15 protein-coding genes are annotated in these 14,903 nt (G+C 64.3%); 6 read left to right on the top strand and 9 right to left on the bottom strand.

All coding sequences use genetic code 11. The annotated features are described in order from the left end of the window. Positions 1 to 122 precede the first annotated feature (122 nt). The 4 genes from ACFJIU_RS25770 to ACFJIU_RS25755 all read right to left on the bottom strand — a co-directional run bounded on the left by ACFJIU_RS25770 (position 123) and on the right by ACFJIU_RS25755 (position 3,594). Positions 123 to 923: an ABC transporter permease gene (locus ACFJIU_RS25770; RefSeq protein WP_379064764.1), complete on the bottom strand. Its 801-nt coding sequence runs from the start codon at positions 921 to 923 to the stop codon at positions 123 to 125. Beyond that, positions 923 to 1,672 carry an ABC transporter permease gene (locus tag ACFJIU_RS25765; protein WP_379073220.1) on the bottom strand — a complete coding sequence of 250 codons (750 nt, stop codon included), beginning with the start codon at positions 1,670 to 1,672 and terminating at the stop codon, positions 923 to 925. Before ACFJIU_RS25765 ends, ACFJIU_RS25770 begins: the two co-directional genes overlap by 1 nt. A 240-nt stretch (positions 1,673 to 1,912) precedes the next feature. Beyond that, positions 1,913 to 2,710 (bottom strand): transporter substrate-binding domain-containing protein, encoded by a 798-nt coding sequence (locus ACFJIU_RS25760; RefSeq protein WP_379064762.1) that lies wholly within the window; start codon positions 2,708 to 2,710, stop codon positions 1,913 to 1,915. Positions 2,711 to 2,778: 68 nt separating this feature from the next. Further along, on the bottom strand, positions 2,779 to 3,594 hold the full coding sequence (locus tag ACFJIU_RS25755) for an ABC transporter ATP-binding protein (protein ID WP_379064760.1): 816 nt from the start codon (positions 3,592 to 3,594) through the stop codon (positions 2,779 to 2,781). Positions 3,595 to 3,805: 211 nt separating this feature from the next. Here ACFJIU_RS25755 and ACFJIU_RS25750 point away from each other — a divergent pair, with 211 nt between their 5' ends. The 4 genes from ACFJIU_RS25750 to ACFJIU_RS25735 are packed head-to-tail and all read left to right on the top strand — an operon-like array spanning position 3,806 to position 7,720. Then, positions 3,806 to 4,678 (top strand): dimethylarginine dimethylaminohydrolase family protein, encoded by an 873-nt coding sequence (locus tag ACFJIU_RS25750; RefSeq protein ID WP_379064758.1) that lies wholly within the window; start codon positions 3,806 to 3,808, stop codon positions 4,676 to 4,678. After that, positions 4,648 to 5,379, top strand: coding sequence for a TetR family transcriptional regulator C-terminal domain-containing protein (locus ACFJIU_RS25745; RefSeq protein WP_379064756.1), 732 nt, complete (start codon positions 4,648 to 4,650; stop codon positions 5,377 to 5,379). The genes ACFJIU_RS25750 and ACFJIU_RS25745 overlap by 31 nt, the downstream gene beginning before the upstream one ends. Continuing rightward, complete coding sequence (locus tag ACFJIU_RS25740) at positions 5,376 to 6,953, top strand: 5-guanidino-2-oxopentanoate decarboxylase (RefSeq protein ID WP_379064754.1); 1,578 nt, start codon at positions 5,376 to 5,378, stop codon at positions 6,951 to 6,953. Before ACFJIU_RS25745 ends, ACFJIU_RS25740 begins: the two co-directional genes overlap by 4 nt. Before the next feature lie 59 nt (positions 6,954 to 7,012). Beyond that, positions 7,013 to 7,720, top strand: coding sequence for an SDR family NAD(P)-dependent oxidoreductase (locus tag ACFJIU_RS25735; protein ID WP_144378733.1), 708 nt, complete (start codon positions 7,013 to 7,015; stop codon positions 7,718 to 7,720). A 186-nt stretch (positions 7,721 to 7,906) separates the two neighbouring features. Here ACFJIU_RS25735 and ACFJIU_RS25730 read toward each other — a convergent pair whose 3' ends face one another. From ACFJIU_RS25730 to cmk, 3 genes are all read right to left on the bottom strand, one after another. Then, positions 7,907 to 8,281 carry a VOC family protein gene (locus ACFJIU_RS25730; protein ID WP_379064752.1) on the bottom strand — a complete coding sequence of 125 codons (375 nt, stop codon included), beginning with the start codon at positions 8,279 to 8,281 and terminating at the stop codon, positions 7,907 to 7,909. A 175-nt stretch (positions 8,282 to 8,456) separates the two neighbouring features. Beyond that, positions 8,457 to 10,157, bottom strand: coding sequence for a 30S ribosomal protein S1 (gene rpsA / locus ACFJIU_RS25725; protein WP_379064750.1), 1,701 nt, complete (start codon positions 10,155 to 10,157; stop codon positions 8,457 to 8,459). A gap of 231 nt (positions 10,158 to 10,388) precedes the next feature. After that, complete coding sequence (cmk, locus tag ACFJIU_RS25720; RefSeq protein WP_379064748.1) at positions 10,389 to 11,039, bottom strand: (d)CMP kinase; 651 nt, start codon at positions 11,037 to 11,039, stop codon at positions 10,389 to 10,391. A gap of 163 nt (positions 11,040 to 11,202) precedes the next feature. On the opposite strand from cmk, the gene ACFJIU_RS25715 reads away from it, so the two are divergent. Together ACFJIU_RS25715 and ACFJIU_RS25710 are read left to right on the top strand one after the other, a co-directional pair. Beyond that, positions 11,203 to 11,448 (top strand): hypothetical protein, encoded by a 246-nt coding sequence (locus tag ACFJIU_RS25715; protein ID WP_379064746.1) that lies wholly within the window; start codon positions 11,203 to 11,205, stop codon positions 11,446 to 11,448. A 41-nt stretch (positions 11,449 to 11,489) separates the two neighbouring features. Next, positions 11,490 to 11,735 (top strand): dihydrofolate reductase family protein, encoded by a 246-nt coding sequence (locus ACFJIU_RS25710; protein ID WP_379064744.1) that lies wholly within the window; start codon positions 11,490 to 11,492, stop codon positions 11,733 to 11,735. A gap of 71 nt (positions 11,736 to 11,806) precedes the next feature. On the opposite strand, the gene ACFJIU_RS25705 is transcribed toward ACFJIU_RS25710, so the two are convergent. Both ACFJIU_RS25705 and aroA read right to left on the bottom strand, forming a co-directional pair. Next, complete coding sequence (locus ACFJIU_RS25705) at positions 11,807 to 13,429, bottom strand: ABC-F family ATP-binding cassette domain-containing protein (RefSeq protein ID WP_379064742.1); 1,623 nt, start codon at positions 13,427 to 13,429, stop codon at positions 11,807 to 11,809. A gap of 119 nt (positions 13,430 to 13,548) precedes the next feature. Next, positions 13,549 to 14,901 carry a 3-phosphoshikimate 1-carboxyvinyltransferase gene (gene aroA / locus ACFJIU_RS25700; RefSeq protein WP_379064740.1) on the bottom strand — a complete coding sequence of 451 codons (1,353 nt, stop codon included), beginning with the start codon at positions 14,899 to 14,901 and terminating at the stop codon, positions 13,549 to 13,551. Between the last annotated feature and the right edge of the window lie 2 nt (positions 14,902 to 14,903).

The following is a 14,903-nucleotide window of genomic DNA, read 5'->3' as shown; positions in this document are numbered from 1 at the left end:
GGAAACGCTCTATCTCCTTGTTTTGACGCATGATCTTATCCGAAAAGTCTGCAACTTTTCGGGACCATGCTCAAGCTGCGTCCGTAGCTTGCACCCAAGCCGTAATCCGGGCCGTAATTCGGCTAGCCGAGTCTTGCCGGAATGCGCGCTTCGATCTTGCGGAACGCAAAGACGATAACCCCGGTAATGGCCATATAGACCAGCGCGAGCAGCAGCAAGGGTTCATAGGTGACGAAGGTCTCCTGTCGAACTCGCGAGGCGACGGAATAGATATCGACCATGGTGATGGTCGCCACCAGGGGTGTCGCTTTCAGCTGCAACACGGTTTCGCCGGCCAGCGTCGGCAGGGCTCGCCGCAGCGCCTGCGGCAGCCAGATGCGTCGGAAGGCGGTCCAGCGCCGCATGCCGAAAGCGCGGGCCGCTTCGAGTTGCCCCTTCGGCACGCCGGCGAAGGCGCCGCGCATGACCTCTCCCTCATATCCGGCGTAGGAAAGGGTGAGTGCCAGCACGCCGTATGGCCAGGCCTGCCTGAGATATGGCCACAGGAACGAATCGCGGATCCAGGGAAACTGCGGGAACAGCGAGCCGAGCCCGTAGTAGAGCAGCCACAGCTGCAACAGCAGCGGCGTGCCGCGGATGATCGTGCAGAACAGCCGGGCCGGCACCGCCAGGAATGCCGGGCCGGCGGCCTGCGCGAAACCGATCGGGATTGCCAGCAGGATGCCCAGCGTAGCGGTGACCGCGAGCAGCCAGATGGTGCGCCATATGCCTTGCAGGGCAAGCGGCAGATAGGCCGGCAGCCAGTCCCATCGCATGGTGAACGCGCAGGCAAGCACGATCGCCGCCGCAAGGATGATGAGGATGATGCGGTGCGGCTGCAGCCACTCCGAGGTGCGCGCGATCGTGGTTGTGGTGGTGCTCATCAGCGCGTCTCCGCCACGGAAGGCATGCCGCGCCGCGAGTAGCGTTCGAAGCGGGAAATGATCACGTTGGAGACCAGCGTCAGCGCGAGATACAGCACGCCGGCAGCGATGAAGAAGGTGAAATACGCCTTGGTGGCGCCGGCGGCCAGCCGGGTCGTCTGCGTCAGCTCGTTGAAGCCGACGACAGCGAGCAGCGCCGTATCCTTGGTGGCGATCAGCCAGAGATTGGCGAGGCCGGGGATCGCATAGGGTGCCATCGCCGGCAAGGTGATGCGCCTGAGCTGCAGCGACGGCGACATGCCATAGGCGCGCGCCGCCTCTATCTGTCCCTGCGGGATGGCGAGGATGGCGCCCCGCAGCACTTCCGTCGAATACGCGCCCTGGACGACGCCGAGCACGCAGATGCCGGCGATCAGGCCGTTGATGTCGACCGGCGCGTAGCCGAGCAAGGTGAGCAGCCTGTTCACCAGATCGGTGCCGGCGAAGTAGAGCAGCAGGATCAGCACCAGCTCAGGCACTGCGCGCACGATGGTGGTGTAGAGGCCGAACAGATCGCGCACCACCGGACTGCCATAGAGCTTGCCATAGGCGCCACAGATACCGATCAGCAGGCCGAGGCCGAACGAGCCGCAGGCAATGCCGACCGAGGCCAGCAGGCCACGCAGCAGATTGCCGCCCCATCCGGGTGGATCGAATGCCAGAAGTTCGGCAAGGCTGGCCGCCGAGGCCGAAAGGAAAATGTCTGTCAGCGCCGTCACTCCGATTGAGGCGATTTCGAAGAATTATTGCCTTCCGCTGAGCGCGACTTTTGGTTCAAAATCGATGCAATAATTCTTCGAAATCGCCTTGAACGGCGCCGCATGCCGCCGTTGGAGGATCTCGAATGAGCCGGCGCGCCCCCCGACGTGCCGGCTCATGACCCAGCCTGGCGCGAACGCCGGCCGGATGGCGCGTCGTCTCTCGGGAACGACGCGCGGAACCTCGGGGTGCTAGTTCGACTGCACGGCGTCGCCATAGACGTCGAAGTCGAAGTACTTCTTGGTGATCTCGGCATACTTGCCGTTGGCGCGGATGCCCTTGATGGCGGCGTTGATCTTGTCCTTGAGTTCGGTGTCGCCCTTGCGAACGCCGGCGCCGACGCCCGGTCCGAGCACTTCGAGATCGGGCGCGACGTTGCCCTTCATGTCGCAGCAGGCCTTGCCCTGGTCGGATTTCAGGAAGGCGTCCAGCGCGATCTGGTCGGCCTGCGTGGCGTCGATGCGGCCGGCGGCGAGATCCTGGTTGGCCTCATCCTGCGTCTGGTATTCCTTGATCTCGGCCGCGGTCGAAGCGAAGTGCTTCTTGGCGTAGGCGGCATGGATGGTCGAGACCTGCACGCCGATAACCTTGCCCTTGAGGCCTTCCGGCGAGGCGTCGAATTTCTGGTCCTTGGCACCGGCGATCGAAGTCGGGGTGTTGTAGTACTTGTCGGAGAAGTCGATCTCCTTCTGGCGCTCCGCGGTGATCGACATCGAGTTCATGATGGTGTCGATCTTCTTGGTCTTGAGGCCCGGGATCAGGCCATCCCACGGGATCGGCGTCAGCACGCAGTCGAGCTTTGCTTCGGCGCAGATCGCCATGGCGATGTCGACTTCCCAGCCGCCCCACTTGCCGGACGAGTCCTGCGAGTAGAAAGGCGGATACGCTTCCGGCGAGAAGCCGACCTTCACCTGCTCGGCGCTGGCCGCGAAGGTCCCCGCCAACGCGATCGCGGCAGCGGCAACCGCCGTCTTCAGAAATGTTTTCATGCCCTGTTCTCCCGTTGTTTTTGAGTGTTCCCGTTGTCTTTTCTTGTCGTCGCCCGACCCCTCTGGGGTCAGCCGACGTTGCGCAGAAACTGTTTCAGCCGCTCGGACTTCGGCGCGCCGAACACCTGTTCCGGCGCTCCTTCCTCCTCGACCAGCCCGTTGTGGAGGTAGACGACATGCGTCGCGACCTCGCGGGCAAACTTCATTTCGTGGGTGACCAGCACCATGGTGCGTCCTTCGCGCGCGAGGTCTGCGATCACCCGCAGCACTTCGCCGACCAGTTCCGGATCGAGCGCCGAGGTCGGCTCGTCGAACAGCATGACCCTCGGCTGGATGGCCAACGCCCTGGCGATCGCCGCGCGCTGTTGCTGTCCGCCGGACAGGAAGTGTGGATAGACGTCGCGTTTTTCGGCAAGCCCGACACGCGCCAGCAGCTTTTCAGCGGTGGCGATCGCTTCATCTCGCTTCACGCCAAGAACATGCACCGGCACTTCGATGACGTTTTGCAGAAGCGTCATGTGGCTCCACAGGTTGAAGCTCTGGAACACCATGCCCAGCCGCGAGCGGATGCGTTCGATCTGGCGGCGGTCCGCCGGCACGGTATGGCCGTGGCTGTCCGCCTTGAGCTTGATCTCCTCGCCATTGACGCGAATGATGCCGCTGGTCGGGTTCTCAAGACAGTTGATGCAACGCAGCAGCGTCGACTTGCCGGAGCCGCTGCCGCCGATGATGGCCACGACCTCACCGTCGCGCGCCGACAGCGACACGCCCTTGAGAACATGAAGCTCGCCGAATTTCTTATGCAGGTTCTCGACATGGATGGCTTCGGCGGCGCTATTCTGCGCCTTGCCGGATGGGATCGTGGCGGCACTCGCCGCGTTCACAGTGTGATCTCCGTACGATCGACGGCAGTTCGTCGAACGACTATCCGGCTAATCAACATACGCTGTACTGTCCCGCTCCAGACTTCAGCATGGACCCGGCAGCGCGAGCCCGTCAATCCCGCTCATTACGGCACTTGCGGCCTTGTTGCGCAAGTGTATAAATAGCCTTCGATGAAATTTTGTCGACTTTTTTCAGCTTAAAAGGGCATCGATGAGCGCTTTCGGATCACAGTCCATGGCGGCGCCGCTGCGGCGCGTGCTGATGCGGTCGGCGACCAATGCCATGCGGGCCGCCGACCGGGCCGCCTGGCACTATGGGCCGGGCTTCGATCCGGCGAAAGCGGCGGTACAGCACAAGGCCCTCGCCGATCTTGTGGCAGCTGCCGGGGCCGAGATCGACTGGATCGAGGACAGGGCCGACGGGCTGTCGGATTCGGTGTTCACGCACGATCCGTCGCTGATGACGGACCGTGGCGCGCTGATCCTGTCCATGGGCAAGCCGCTGCGCGCCAGGGAGCCATCCCTGCACGAGGAAACCTACAAGAGACTGGGCATTCCGATCCTGGGTCGTGTCGAGGCGCCAGGGCAGGTCGAAGGTGGCGATTGCGTGTGGGTGGACGCCCGCACGCTGGCGATCGGGCGTGGTGTCCGCTCCAACCAGGAAGGCATCCAGCAGGTCTCCAACCTGCTGACGCCGCTCGGTATTTCCGTCTACGGCTTCGACCTGCCGCTGTGGCAGGGCGAAGAGGCCTGCCTGCATCTGATGTCGGTGATCAGCCCGCTGGCTGACGATCTTGCTCTGGTCTACTCGCCGCTTCTGCCGGCGCCGTTCTACCAGATGCTGAAGGCGCGCGGCATCAGGCTGGTCGAAGGTGATGCCGAAGAGTTCGCCGCTTCCAACGGCCTCAGCCTGAATGTGCTGCCGACCAGCCCGCACAAGGTCATTGCTGTTGCCGGTTTCCCCAGGACCAAGGCTGCGATGGAAGCAGCCGGCTGCACCGTCGAAATCTTCGAGGCGGATGCGCTCTGCATCGCCTGCGAAGGCGGGCCGACATGCCTGACGCGGCCGATCCTGCGGCAATGAATGCGCCGTCCCGGCGCAAGTTCCGTCGCGAAGGCGAGGAGCGGCGGCGACAGGATCTGATCGAGGCGACCCTGGACAGCGTGGCCGAGCGTGGCCTGCAGGGCGCCACCCTGCGCACCATCGCGTTGCGTGCCGGCGTTACCGCCGGGCTGATCCGGCACTATTTCCCCGGCAAGGAAGAGCTGCTGCAGGAAGCTTATACGACGCTGGTCGGCCGCATGACGGAGCAGGCCAAGGCTGCACTTGTTGCAGAGGGCGCGTCGCCGCGTCAGCGTCTTGCGGCTTTCGTCGCCGCCAACCTCGGCGCGCCGATCATCGATGCGCGGGTGTTTTCGCTCTGGGCGACCTTTATCGGCCGGGCATCCGCGGATCCTGCCCTGGCCCACGCCCATCGTGAAGGCTATCTCGCCTTTCGCAACGAGGTGGAAGCGGTCGTCGCCGAAGTGCTTGCCGCCGAACAGCGCAAGCCGGACGCAAGCCAGCTGCGCCACCATGCCATCGCGATCAACGCAATCATCGACGGACTCTGGATCGAAGGCTGCCTGGCCGGCGAGATGTTCTCGCCCGGCGAACTGGCGGCGATCGGCATCAGGGCTGTCGAAGCCCAGCTGAATCTTGCGCCGCTGGAGCATGATTCCGAGAACCAGCGGAGTTTTCGGAAGAGAATCATGCCCCTTGCTCAAAATGGAGAAAGCCAATGACCACCGTCGGCGAAGCGTTGATAGCGCTGCTCGAGGCGCATGGCGTGGACACCGTCTTCGGCATTCCCGGCGTCCATACGGTCGAACTCTATCGCGGCCTTGCCGGTTCGCGCATCCGCCACGTCACGCCGCGCCACGAGCAGGGCGCCGGTTTCATGGCCGACGGCTATGCGCGCGCCAGCGGAAAACCGGGCGTTGCCTTCGTCATCACCGGACCCGGCCTCACCAACACCATCACGGCCATGGGCCAGGCGCGGGCCGATTCGGTACCCATGCTCGTGATCTCCGGCGTCAATGCAACGGCAACGCTGGGGCGCGGCCTGGGCTATCTGCACGAACTGCCGGATCAGCAGGGCATGATGGCCAAGGTGGCGGCGTTTTCGGAGCGCATCACCGACGCGGCCCGATTGCCTGCCGTTCTCGGTCGCGCCTTCGATCTTTTTCGTACCGCCCGCCCCGGTCCCGTGCACATCGAAATCCCGCTCGACGTCATGGGCCTGCCTGCCGAAGCGATGAAGCCGGTGCGCTCCGATGCCCGCCCCAATATGCCGGATGCCGTCGCGATCGGGAACGCCGCGGCGCTTCTAGGCCGCGCTCGTCGACCTCTTGTCCTCGCCGGCGGTGGCGCCCGCCATGCCGAGGCCGCGCTGCGCCTGCTCGCCGAATGCCTCGACGCCCCGGTTGTCCAGACCGCCAACGCCCGCGGCCTGATGCATGGCCATGCACTGGCTGTCCCCGCCAGTCCGAGCCTCAAGGCCGTGCGGGCGCTGATGGCCGACAGCGACGTCGTGCTGGCGGCCGGTACCGAGTTCGGACCGACCGACTATGACATGTATGGCGATGGCGGTTTCGTGGTGCCGGGCCAGCTGGTGCGCATCGATATCGACGCGGGCCAGCTCCAGCGGCATCCGGCAACGGTCGCCATCGAAGCCGATTGTGGAGCCGCGCTCGAAGCGCTGGCAGCGGCAATCGATCGTCCGAAGGCTTCGGCGAGCGGCCCTGAGCGGGCCGCCGCGGCACGTTCGGCCGCGTTTGCCGAGATCGGTCCTGCCATGCAGGCCCAGGTGGCGGCCGTCGAGACCATTCGGACGAGCCTGCCCGGGGCCATCATCGTCGGCGATTCGACGCAGCCGATCTATGCCGCCAATCTCTATTACGATCATGATCGGCCAGCCGGCTGGTTCAACGCGGCTACCGGTTTTGGTGCCCTGGGCTACGGTCCGCCGGCGGCGATCGGTGCGGCCTTGGCTGTTCCGGGTGCGCCGGTGGTGTGCCTCACCGGCGATGGCGGGTTCCAGTTCACGCTGCCGGAGATCGCAGCGGCACTCGATTTGCAGGCGCCGGTTATCTTCATCGTCTGGAACAATCGCGGCTATCGGGAAATCGAAACCTCCATGCGCGATGTCGGTGTTGAGCCGGTCGGCGTCTCGCCTGCACCGCCGGATTTCTGCAAATTGGCGGATGCTTATGGCATTGGTTCCCAGAGATTGGAGGGGCCTGCCGGGCTTGGGCAGGCCCTCGGCAGGGCGCGAGCGACAAAAAAGCCTTTCCTCATAGAGATTTCGGTTGAGTGAGAGCGCGAAAGGCGCGATTTTCGGAAATCCATCAAATGACTGAGCAGGAGTTGTCGCGGATGGCGGCTACGCTGGACCAAAAACATGTTGTCGTCACCGGCGGAACGGGTGCGCTGGGCAGTGCCGTGGTGGCGCAGCTCCTGCAGGAAGGCGCCATCTGCCACGTGCCGAACAGCCATGCCGCGGCGCCGGCGCATTTCCCGTTCAGCAAACACGATCGCGTGCATCTGGTGAACAACGTCTATCTCGAGGACACGGAAGCCGTCACCGCCTTCTACGCCGGTGTTCCGGACCTATGGGCCTCGATCCACCTGGCCGGCGGTTTCGCCATGGCACCGGTCGAGAAGACCGAATCGGCTGCCTACAACGAGATGATGGACACCAATGCGCGCACCGCCTTCCTGTGCAGCCGGGCCGCGGTGCGTGCCATGCTCGCTTCCGGAACGCGCGGCCGCATTGTCAACGTTTCGGCTCGCGCTGGGCTCGAACCGAGACGCGGCGCCGGCATGGTCGCCTATGCGGCAAGCAAGGCTGCGGTGGCGGCGATGACGGTTGCGCTGGCCGAGGAGCTGAAAGGCAAGGGTATCCTGGTCAACGCCATTGCTCCTTCCACGCTCGACACACCCGCCAATCGCGCCGACATGCCGGATGCCGATTTCTCGAAATGGGTAAGCCCGGACGCCGCGGCCGAAACGATCGTCTATCTCGCTTCACCGCGCAACGAGGCGATGAGCGGAACACTGGTCCCGCTCTACGGGCGCGCCTGAGCGACGAACTCGAACTCATAGGTTCGCAAGGGCGACCGCCCGTCGGCCGTCCGGCCGCCCCATCGGAGCCGTGAGCGAAGCGAGCTGGCGTGAGATCAGCCCGAACCCGTGGGTTCGCAAGGGCGACCGCCCGTCGGCCGTCAGGCCGCCCCATCGGAGCCGTGAGCGAAGCGAACTGGCGTGAGATCAGGAAAATGGCGCGTCGATCATGGCTTCGATGTTGTAGCCGTTCGGGTCGATCACGAAGGCAGCATAGTAGTTCGGCGTATAGGCCGGGCGCGGCCCCGGCGCGCCGTTGTCGGTTGCTCCGGCGGCCAGTGCGGCCTGATAGAAGGCATCCACCTCGGCATGGCTTTTCGCGCGGAAGGCGACATGCAGACGCGTCAGCGGTCCAGGGGTTGCCGACTGCATGATCTCGAACAGGCCGTCACCGATGTCGAAGGCCCAGAACACGCCTTCCTCTCCGAATGAAAGCTGGTAGCCGAGCGGCACGAAGGCCGTCTCGTAGAACAGCTTGCTCGCGGCAAGGTCGCTGACGGCGACGGTGACGTGGTCGATCATTGCAGAACTGCCTCCCGGACAACACCAGCACCAACGCTGGCGGAGGCACTGTCCTCGGCTGCCTGCCGGCTTGCAAGGCGGTCTCTTCGTCGCAGGCATAACAAAAAACCCGCCGGATCGCTCCGGCGGGTCTTGTCGATTTTGCTCTGCCGCGAAGGCAGTGCCGGAGGCTGGCTTAGTTGCCGCCTTGCTTCTTCAGCGCGGCACCCAAGATGTCGCCCAGCGAAGCGCCGGAGTCGGTCGAGCCGTACTGAGCAACGGCTTCCTTCTCTTCGGCGATTTCCAGCGCCTTGATCGAGACCTGCAGCTTGCGGGTCTTCTTGTCGAAGGCGATGACGCGGGCGTCGACCTTCTGGCCAACGGTGAAGCGTTCCGGACGCTGCTCGTCGCGGTCACGCGACAGGTCGGAGCGCTTGATGAAGGTGTCGATGCCGCTTTCGACCAGCCGCACGTCCAGACCGCCATCCTTCACACCGGTGACTTCGCAGGTGACGACGGCATTCTTGCGCAGTTCGCCCGAAGCGGCGGCATCGCCGGCCGTATCGCGCTCAAGCTGCTTGACGCCGAGCGAGATGCGCTCCTTGTCGATGTCGACATCGAGAACCTGGGCACGCACCATCTGGCCGCGCTGGTACTCTTCGATGACCTGCTCGCCCGGACGGTTCCAGTCGAGATCCGACAGGTGCACCATGCCGTCCACGTCGCCGTCGAGGCCGATGAACAGACCGAACTCGGTCTTGTTCTTGACTTCGCCTTCCACGGTCGAGCCGACCGGGTGGTTGGCGGCGAAGGCGTGCCACGGGTTCTCCAGCGTCTGCTTGAGACCCAGCGAGATGCGGCGCTTGGCCGGATCGACTTCCAGCACGACCACGTCGACCTGCTGCGAGGTGGACAGGATCTTGCCCGGATGCACGTTCTTCTTCGTCCACGACATTTCCGAAACGTGGATCAGGCCCTCGATGCCCGGCTCCAGCTCGACGAACGCGCCGTAGTCGGTGATGTTGGTGACCGTACCGGTGATCTTCTTGCCGATCGGGAACTTGGTGCCGATATCCGACCACGGATCGCTCTCGAGCTGCTTCATGCCGAGCGAGATACGGTGGGTTTCCTGGTTGATGCGGATGATCTGCACCTTGACCGTCTGACCGATGTTGAGGATCTCGGTCGGATGGTTGACGCGGCGCCAGGCCATGTCGGTGACGTGCAGCAGGCCGTCGATGCCGCCAAGGTCGACGAACGCACCGTAGTCGGTGATGTTCTTGACCACGCCTTCGACCACCTGACCCTCTTCGAGGTTCTGGACGATCTCGGAGCGCTGCTCGGCACGGCTCTCTTCAAGCACGGTGCGGCGCGAAACGACGATGTTGCCGCGACGGCGATCCATCTTGAGGATCTCGAACGGCTGCGGGTTGTGCATGAGCGGGGTGACGTCGCGGATCGGACGGATGTCGACCTGCGAACGCGGCAGGAAGGCCACGGCGCCGTCCAGATCGACGGTGAAGCCGCCCTTGACCTGGTTGAAGATGACGCCTTCGACGCGCTCGCCCTTGGCGAACTTCTCTTCCAGCTTGACCCAGCTTTCCTCGCGGCGCGCCTTGTCGCGCGAGAGCATGGCTTCGCCCAGCGCGTTTTCGATGCGCTCGACATAAACTTCGACGGTATCGCCCGGCTTGAGGCTGCCGTCCTTGCCCTTGGCGCCGAATTCCTTCAGTGCCACGCGGCCTTCGACCTTGAGGCCGACGTCGATGATGGCCATGTCCTTTTCAATCGCGGTGACGATACCGCGAACGACCTGGCCTTCGCCCGAATGACCGTCCGAGAACGATTCTTCGAGCATGCTCGCGAAATCGTCGCGAGTCGGAATGGATTGAGACATACTTTCTCCTGAAAGCCTCGCCTGGAGGCTGGCGCCGTGGGTTAGCGTTGCGATGACCTGCCGGTATTCCGGGTCAAGACCCTGTGCCGCGTTGAAGCGGCGGTTCGGCGCAAAGAATGCTGGCAGGCCGGTTCTATTCAGTGTTTGTCGCATGATCTCTCAGAGATCATGCTCCCGCCCGATATGGGTATTTTCACAAAGCTCGCAACAGCAAGCGGCGAAAACGCCGGATCAGGCCTTGTCTCCTTTGGCCAGAACGTCGTCAACGATCGTCTTGGCCGCCAGAAACGCGGCTTCTATAGACATTTGCGACGTATCAAGCAAGTGCGCGTCGCCGGCGGGCCTGAGCGGGGAGTCGGCCCGGCCCATGTCGCGCTCGTCGCGGCGCGTGATGTCGGCGAGAATGGTGGCGAAATCACCGGTGCCGTCATTGGCCTCGATTTCCGCCAGCCGGCGCCGCGCCCGCACCTCCGCGCTGGCGGTCACATAGAGCTTTACCATCGCGCCAGGGCACACGACCGTGCCGATGTCGCGGCCGTCGAGAACCGCGCCGCCAGGTTGTGCCGCGAAGGCGCGCTGCTTTTCGACCAGGATGCGGCGCACTTCCGGGATGACGGCGACTTTGGAGGCGGCCTCGCCAACGGCATGCGCCGACAGCACCGAGCGATCGAGATCGCCGAGATCGATCAGGCGGGCGGCTTCCACGGCATGCGGCTCGTCGCCGAGCGGCCAGCCCTTGGCAAGCAGCATATGCGCCACGGCGCGGTAGGTGAGGCCGGTGTCGAGATGCGGCAGGTGGTAGTAGTCCGCCAGCCGCCGGGCCAGGGTTCCCTTGCCGGCGCCCGCCGGACCGTCGATGGCTATGGTGAGAGTGTGAGGCATGGCCATGCTTCAAGCGGAGACGCCGATGGAAAGCAAGTCTGTTCCCGACCAAACCCGCTTCCGATCGACAGAATGACGGACCGGCGGAATTTGTGCAGGCGGTGCGCCGTTGTTATCCTTGCTGCATTCTTTCCAGCATGCGTTTCCTGCGATGGAGGGCCGAATGAGGGAAGTCATCGTCACCGAATTCATCAGCGCCGACGGTATAGCCGAGGTCGAAAAGCTGACGGGCATTGCCTGGAATGCCGAGATGGACAGGTTCAAGGAAGAGGAGCTTGCCGACAGCAGCGCCATGTTGCTGGGTCGCGTGACCTACCAGATCTTCGCGGCATCCTGGCCGGCACGAGACGGGGGGATTTCGCCGACAGGTTCAACGCGCTGCCGAAATATGTCGCGTCGACCACGGTGAGGCAGCTCGACTGGAAGCCTGCTCAAAGGCTGGAGGGGCCTTTGCCCGAGGCCGTCAGGGAGCTGAAAAAAGCCGCCGGCGGCAATATCTATGTCCACGGCAGCATCAGCCTGGCCCAGCAGCTGCTGCACCACGGTCTCGTCGACCGCATCCGGCTGCTCAGCTATCCTCTTGCGGTCGGCCAGGGGAAACCGTTTTTCGCGCCCGGAGAACAGCAGAAATTCGCGCTGATTTCGGCCGCGCCGTTCAGCAATGGCGTCGTGGCGCTGGAATATGCGCCGGCATAGGCGCGGTTCCGCTTTTCACGGAAGCCGCTGCGCACTTCAACGCCAGCCTTGAGACTGCCAGTCTGCGCTTCCTATCCGCGCAGGCCCGGTGCTTCATGCCCCGTGCGCTCGACATATTCGGTGTAGCCGCCGCCATAGGCGTGCATGCCGTCTTCCGTCAGCTCCAGCACGCGGTTGGACAGCGCCGCCAGGAAATGGCGGTCGTGGCTGACGAACAGCATCGCTCCTTCATAGCGCGACAGCGCCTCGATCAGCATCTGCTTGGTGGCGATGTCGAGGTGGTTGGTCGGCTCGTCCAGGACCAGGAAGTTCGGTGGATCGAACAGCATCTTGGCCATCACCAGCCGGGCTTTTTCACCACCCGACAGCACCCGGCACTTCTTCTCGACTTCATCGCCGGTGAAGCCGAAGCAGCCGGCGAGTGCGCGCAATGGTGCCTGGCCGGCCTGCGGGAAAGAATCCTCCAGCGATTCCAGCACGGTGCGCTCTCCCTCGAGCAGCTCCATCGCATGCTGCGCGAAATAGCCCATCTTGACGCTGGGACCGCGCGACACCGTTCCATCGTCCGGCTCGGAAGCACCGGCCACCAGCTTCAGCAGCGTCGACTTGCCGGCGCCGTTGACGCCCATCACGCACCAGCGTTCGCGCCGGCGCACCTGGAAATCGAGCCCGTCATAGATGGTACGGCTGCCATAGCTCTTGGAGACGTTCTTCAGCGTCGCCACGTCCTCGCCCGAGCGCGGTGCCGGCTGGAATTCGAAACGCACGGTCTGCTGGCGCTTGGGCGGTTCGACCTTGTCGATCTTCTCCAGCTTCTTGACACGGCTCTGCACTTGCGCGGCATGCGAGGCGCGCGCCTTGAACCGCTCGATGAAGGCGATTTCCTTGGCCAGCATCGCCTGCTGCCGCTCGAACTGCGCCTGCTGCTGCACTTCGGCGACGGCGCGCTGCTGGCGGTAGAATTCGTAGTCGCCGGAATAGCTGGTCAGCGCGCCGCCATCGATCTCGACGATCTTGCCGACGATCCGGTTCATGAATTCGCGGTCGTGTGACGTCATCAGGATGGCGCCGTCATACCCTTTCAGGAAGTTCTCCAGCCAGATCAGGCTTTCGAGATCGAGATGGTTGCTCGGCTCGTCGAGCAGCATGGCGTCTGGCCGCATCAGCAGGATCTTGGCGAGCGCGACGCGCATCTTCCAGCCGCCCGACAGCTTGCCGACGTCGCCGCTCATCATCTCCTGGCTGAAACCCAGCCCGTCGAGCACCTCACGGGCGCGGCCGTCCAGCGCATAGCCGTCCAGCTCGTCGAAACGGCCCTGCACCTCACCGTAGCGGGTGATGATCTCGTCCATGTTGTCGGCTTGGTCCGGATCGCCCATGGCGGCTTCCAGTTCGGCCATTTCGGCCGCCAGCGCACTGACCGGGCCGACGCCGTCCATCACCTCGGCAACTGCGCTCCGACCGGCCATGTCGCCGACGTCCTGGTTGAAATAGCCGATCCGCACGCCGCGATCGATCGCGACCTGCCCCTCGTCGGGCAGTTCCTCGCCGGTGATCATGCGGAACAGCGTGGTCTTGCCGGCGCCGTTGGGGCCGACAAGCCCGACCTTCTCGCCGCGCTGGATCGTGGCCGAGGCCTCGATGAAGACGATCTGCTTGCCGTTCTGTTTGCCGATATTTTCGAGGCGGATCATGGTTCAGGCTCTGAGCGTTCTTCAAGAATGCCGGCTGCAGCCGCAGGTCCCGGCAGGGAATAGGAGGGCATGGGCCGAGCTTGTATCACCCGGTCCATGACAAGATGGAGGCGCTGCGGTTATTCGATCTCGGCGCCCAGACGCGTCATCAGCCCCATGAATTCCGGGAAGCTGGTGGCGATCATGGCGCGGTCGTCTACCGTGACCGGCTTTTCGCTGGCAAGCCCCATGATCAGGAAGCTCATCGCGATGCGGTGGTCGAGATGCGTTTTCACCGCCTCGCCCTTTGTCACGCAGCCCAGGCCCTTGCCGCCCGGCACGCCACGCACGCTGAGCGAAGCCTCGCCTTCCGTGCAGTCGACGCCATTGAGCTTGAGGCCGTTGGCGACGGCGGCGAGCCGGTCGCTTTCCTTCACCCGCAGCTCTTCCAGTCCCTGCATCAGCGTTTCGCCCTCGGCGAACGCGGCCGCGACCGCCAGAACCGGATACTCGTCGATCATCGAGGGTGCGCGTTCGGACGGAACGGTGACGCCCTTGAGTTCCGATGAGCGCACGCGCAGGTCGGCGACATCTTCGCCGCCGGCATTGCGCGGGTTGAGGACATCGATCTGGCCACCCATCTCCTGCAGCGTCAGCAGCAGGCCGGTGCGTGTGGGGTTCATCAGCACGTTCTCGATGATGATGTCGGAGCCCGGCACGATCAGCGCGGCCACCAGCGGGAAGCCGGCGGAAGATGGGTCGCCTGGAACAGCGATGACCTGGCCGCTGAGTTTGCCCTGGCCTTCGATGAAGATGTGGCGCACGCCGCGCTCGTCGGTTTCGACCGTAAGGTTGGCGCCGAAGCCCCTCAGCATCTTTTCGGTGTGGTCGCGCGTCATCACCGGCTCGATCACCGTGGTGATGCCCGGCGTGTTGAGCCCGGCCAAAAGCACGGCGGATTTCACCTGCGCCGAGGCCATCGGCACGCGATAGGTGATGGGTGCGGCATGTTTCGGTCCCCGCAAGGTGATCGGCATGCGGTCTCCCGGTGCGGCCTGCAGCACCTGCACGCCCATCTGGCGCAGCGGCTCCAGCACACGGCCCATCGGGCGGCTGGACAGCGAGGCGTCGCCGATGAAGGTGGGTTCCATGTCATAGGTGCCGACGAGGCCCATGGTAAGGCGTGAGCCGGTGCCGGCATTGCCGAAGTCGAGCGGCGCCTCGGGCTGCAGCAACGCGCCGTTGCCGGTGCCGCGGATCACCCATTCGTCGCCATGTTTCTCGATATGAGCACCCATCGCCTTCATGGCCTGTCCGGTGCGCATCACGTCCTCGCCCTCGAGCAGGCCGGTTATGCGGGTTTCGCCGGAAGCCAGGCCGCCGAACATGAAGGAGCGGTGCGAGATCGATTTGTCGCCGGGCACACGTGCCGTGCCGGAAAGCGGCGGCGAGCGCCGCGCGGTCGCAGGTTGTGGTGTGGCGTCATGCGCCATGT

Origin of the sequence: Mesorhizobium sp. UC74_2 (assembly GCF_042701485.1) — a bacterium.
Taxonomy (GTDB): domain Bacteria; phylum Pseudomonadota; class Alphaproteobacteria; order Rhizobiales; family Rhizobiaceae; genus Mesorhizobium.
The sequence above is the reverse complement of the archived record's forward strand: the minus strand, read 5'-3'. Positions and strand labels throughout refer to the sequence as shown.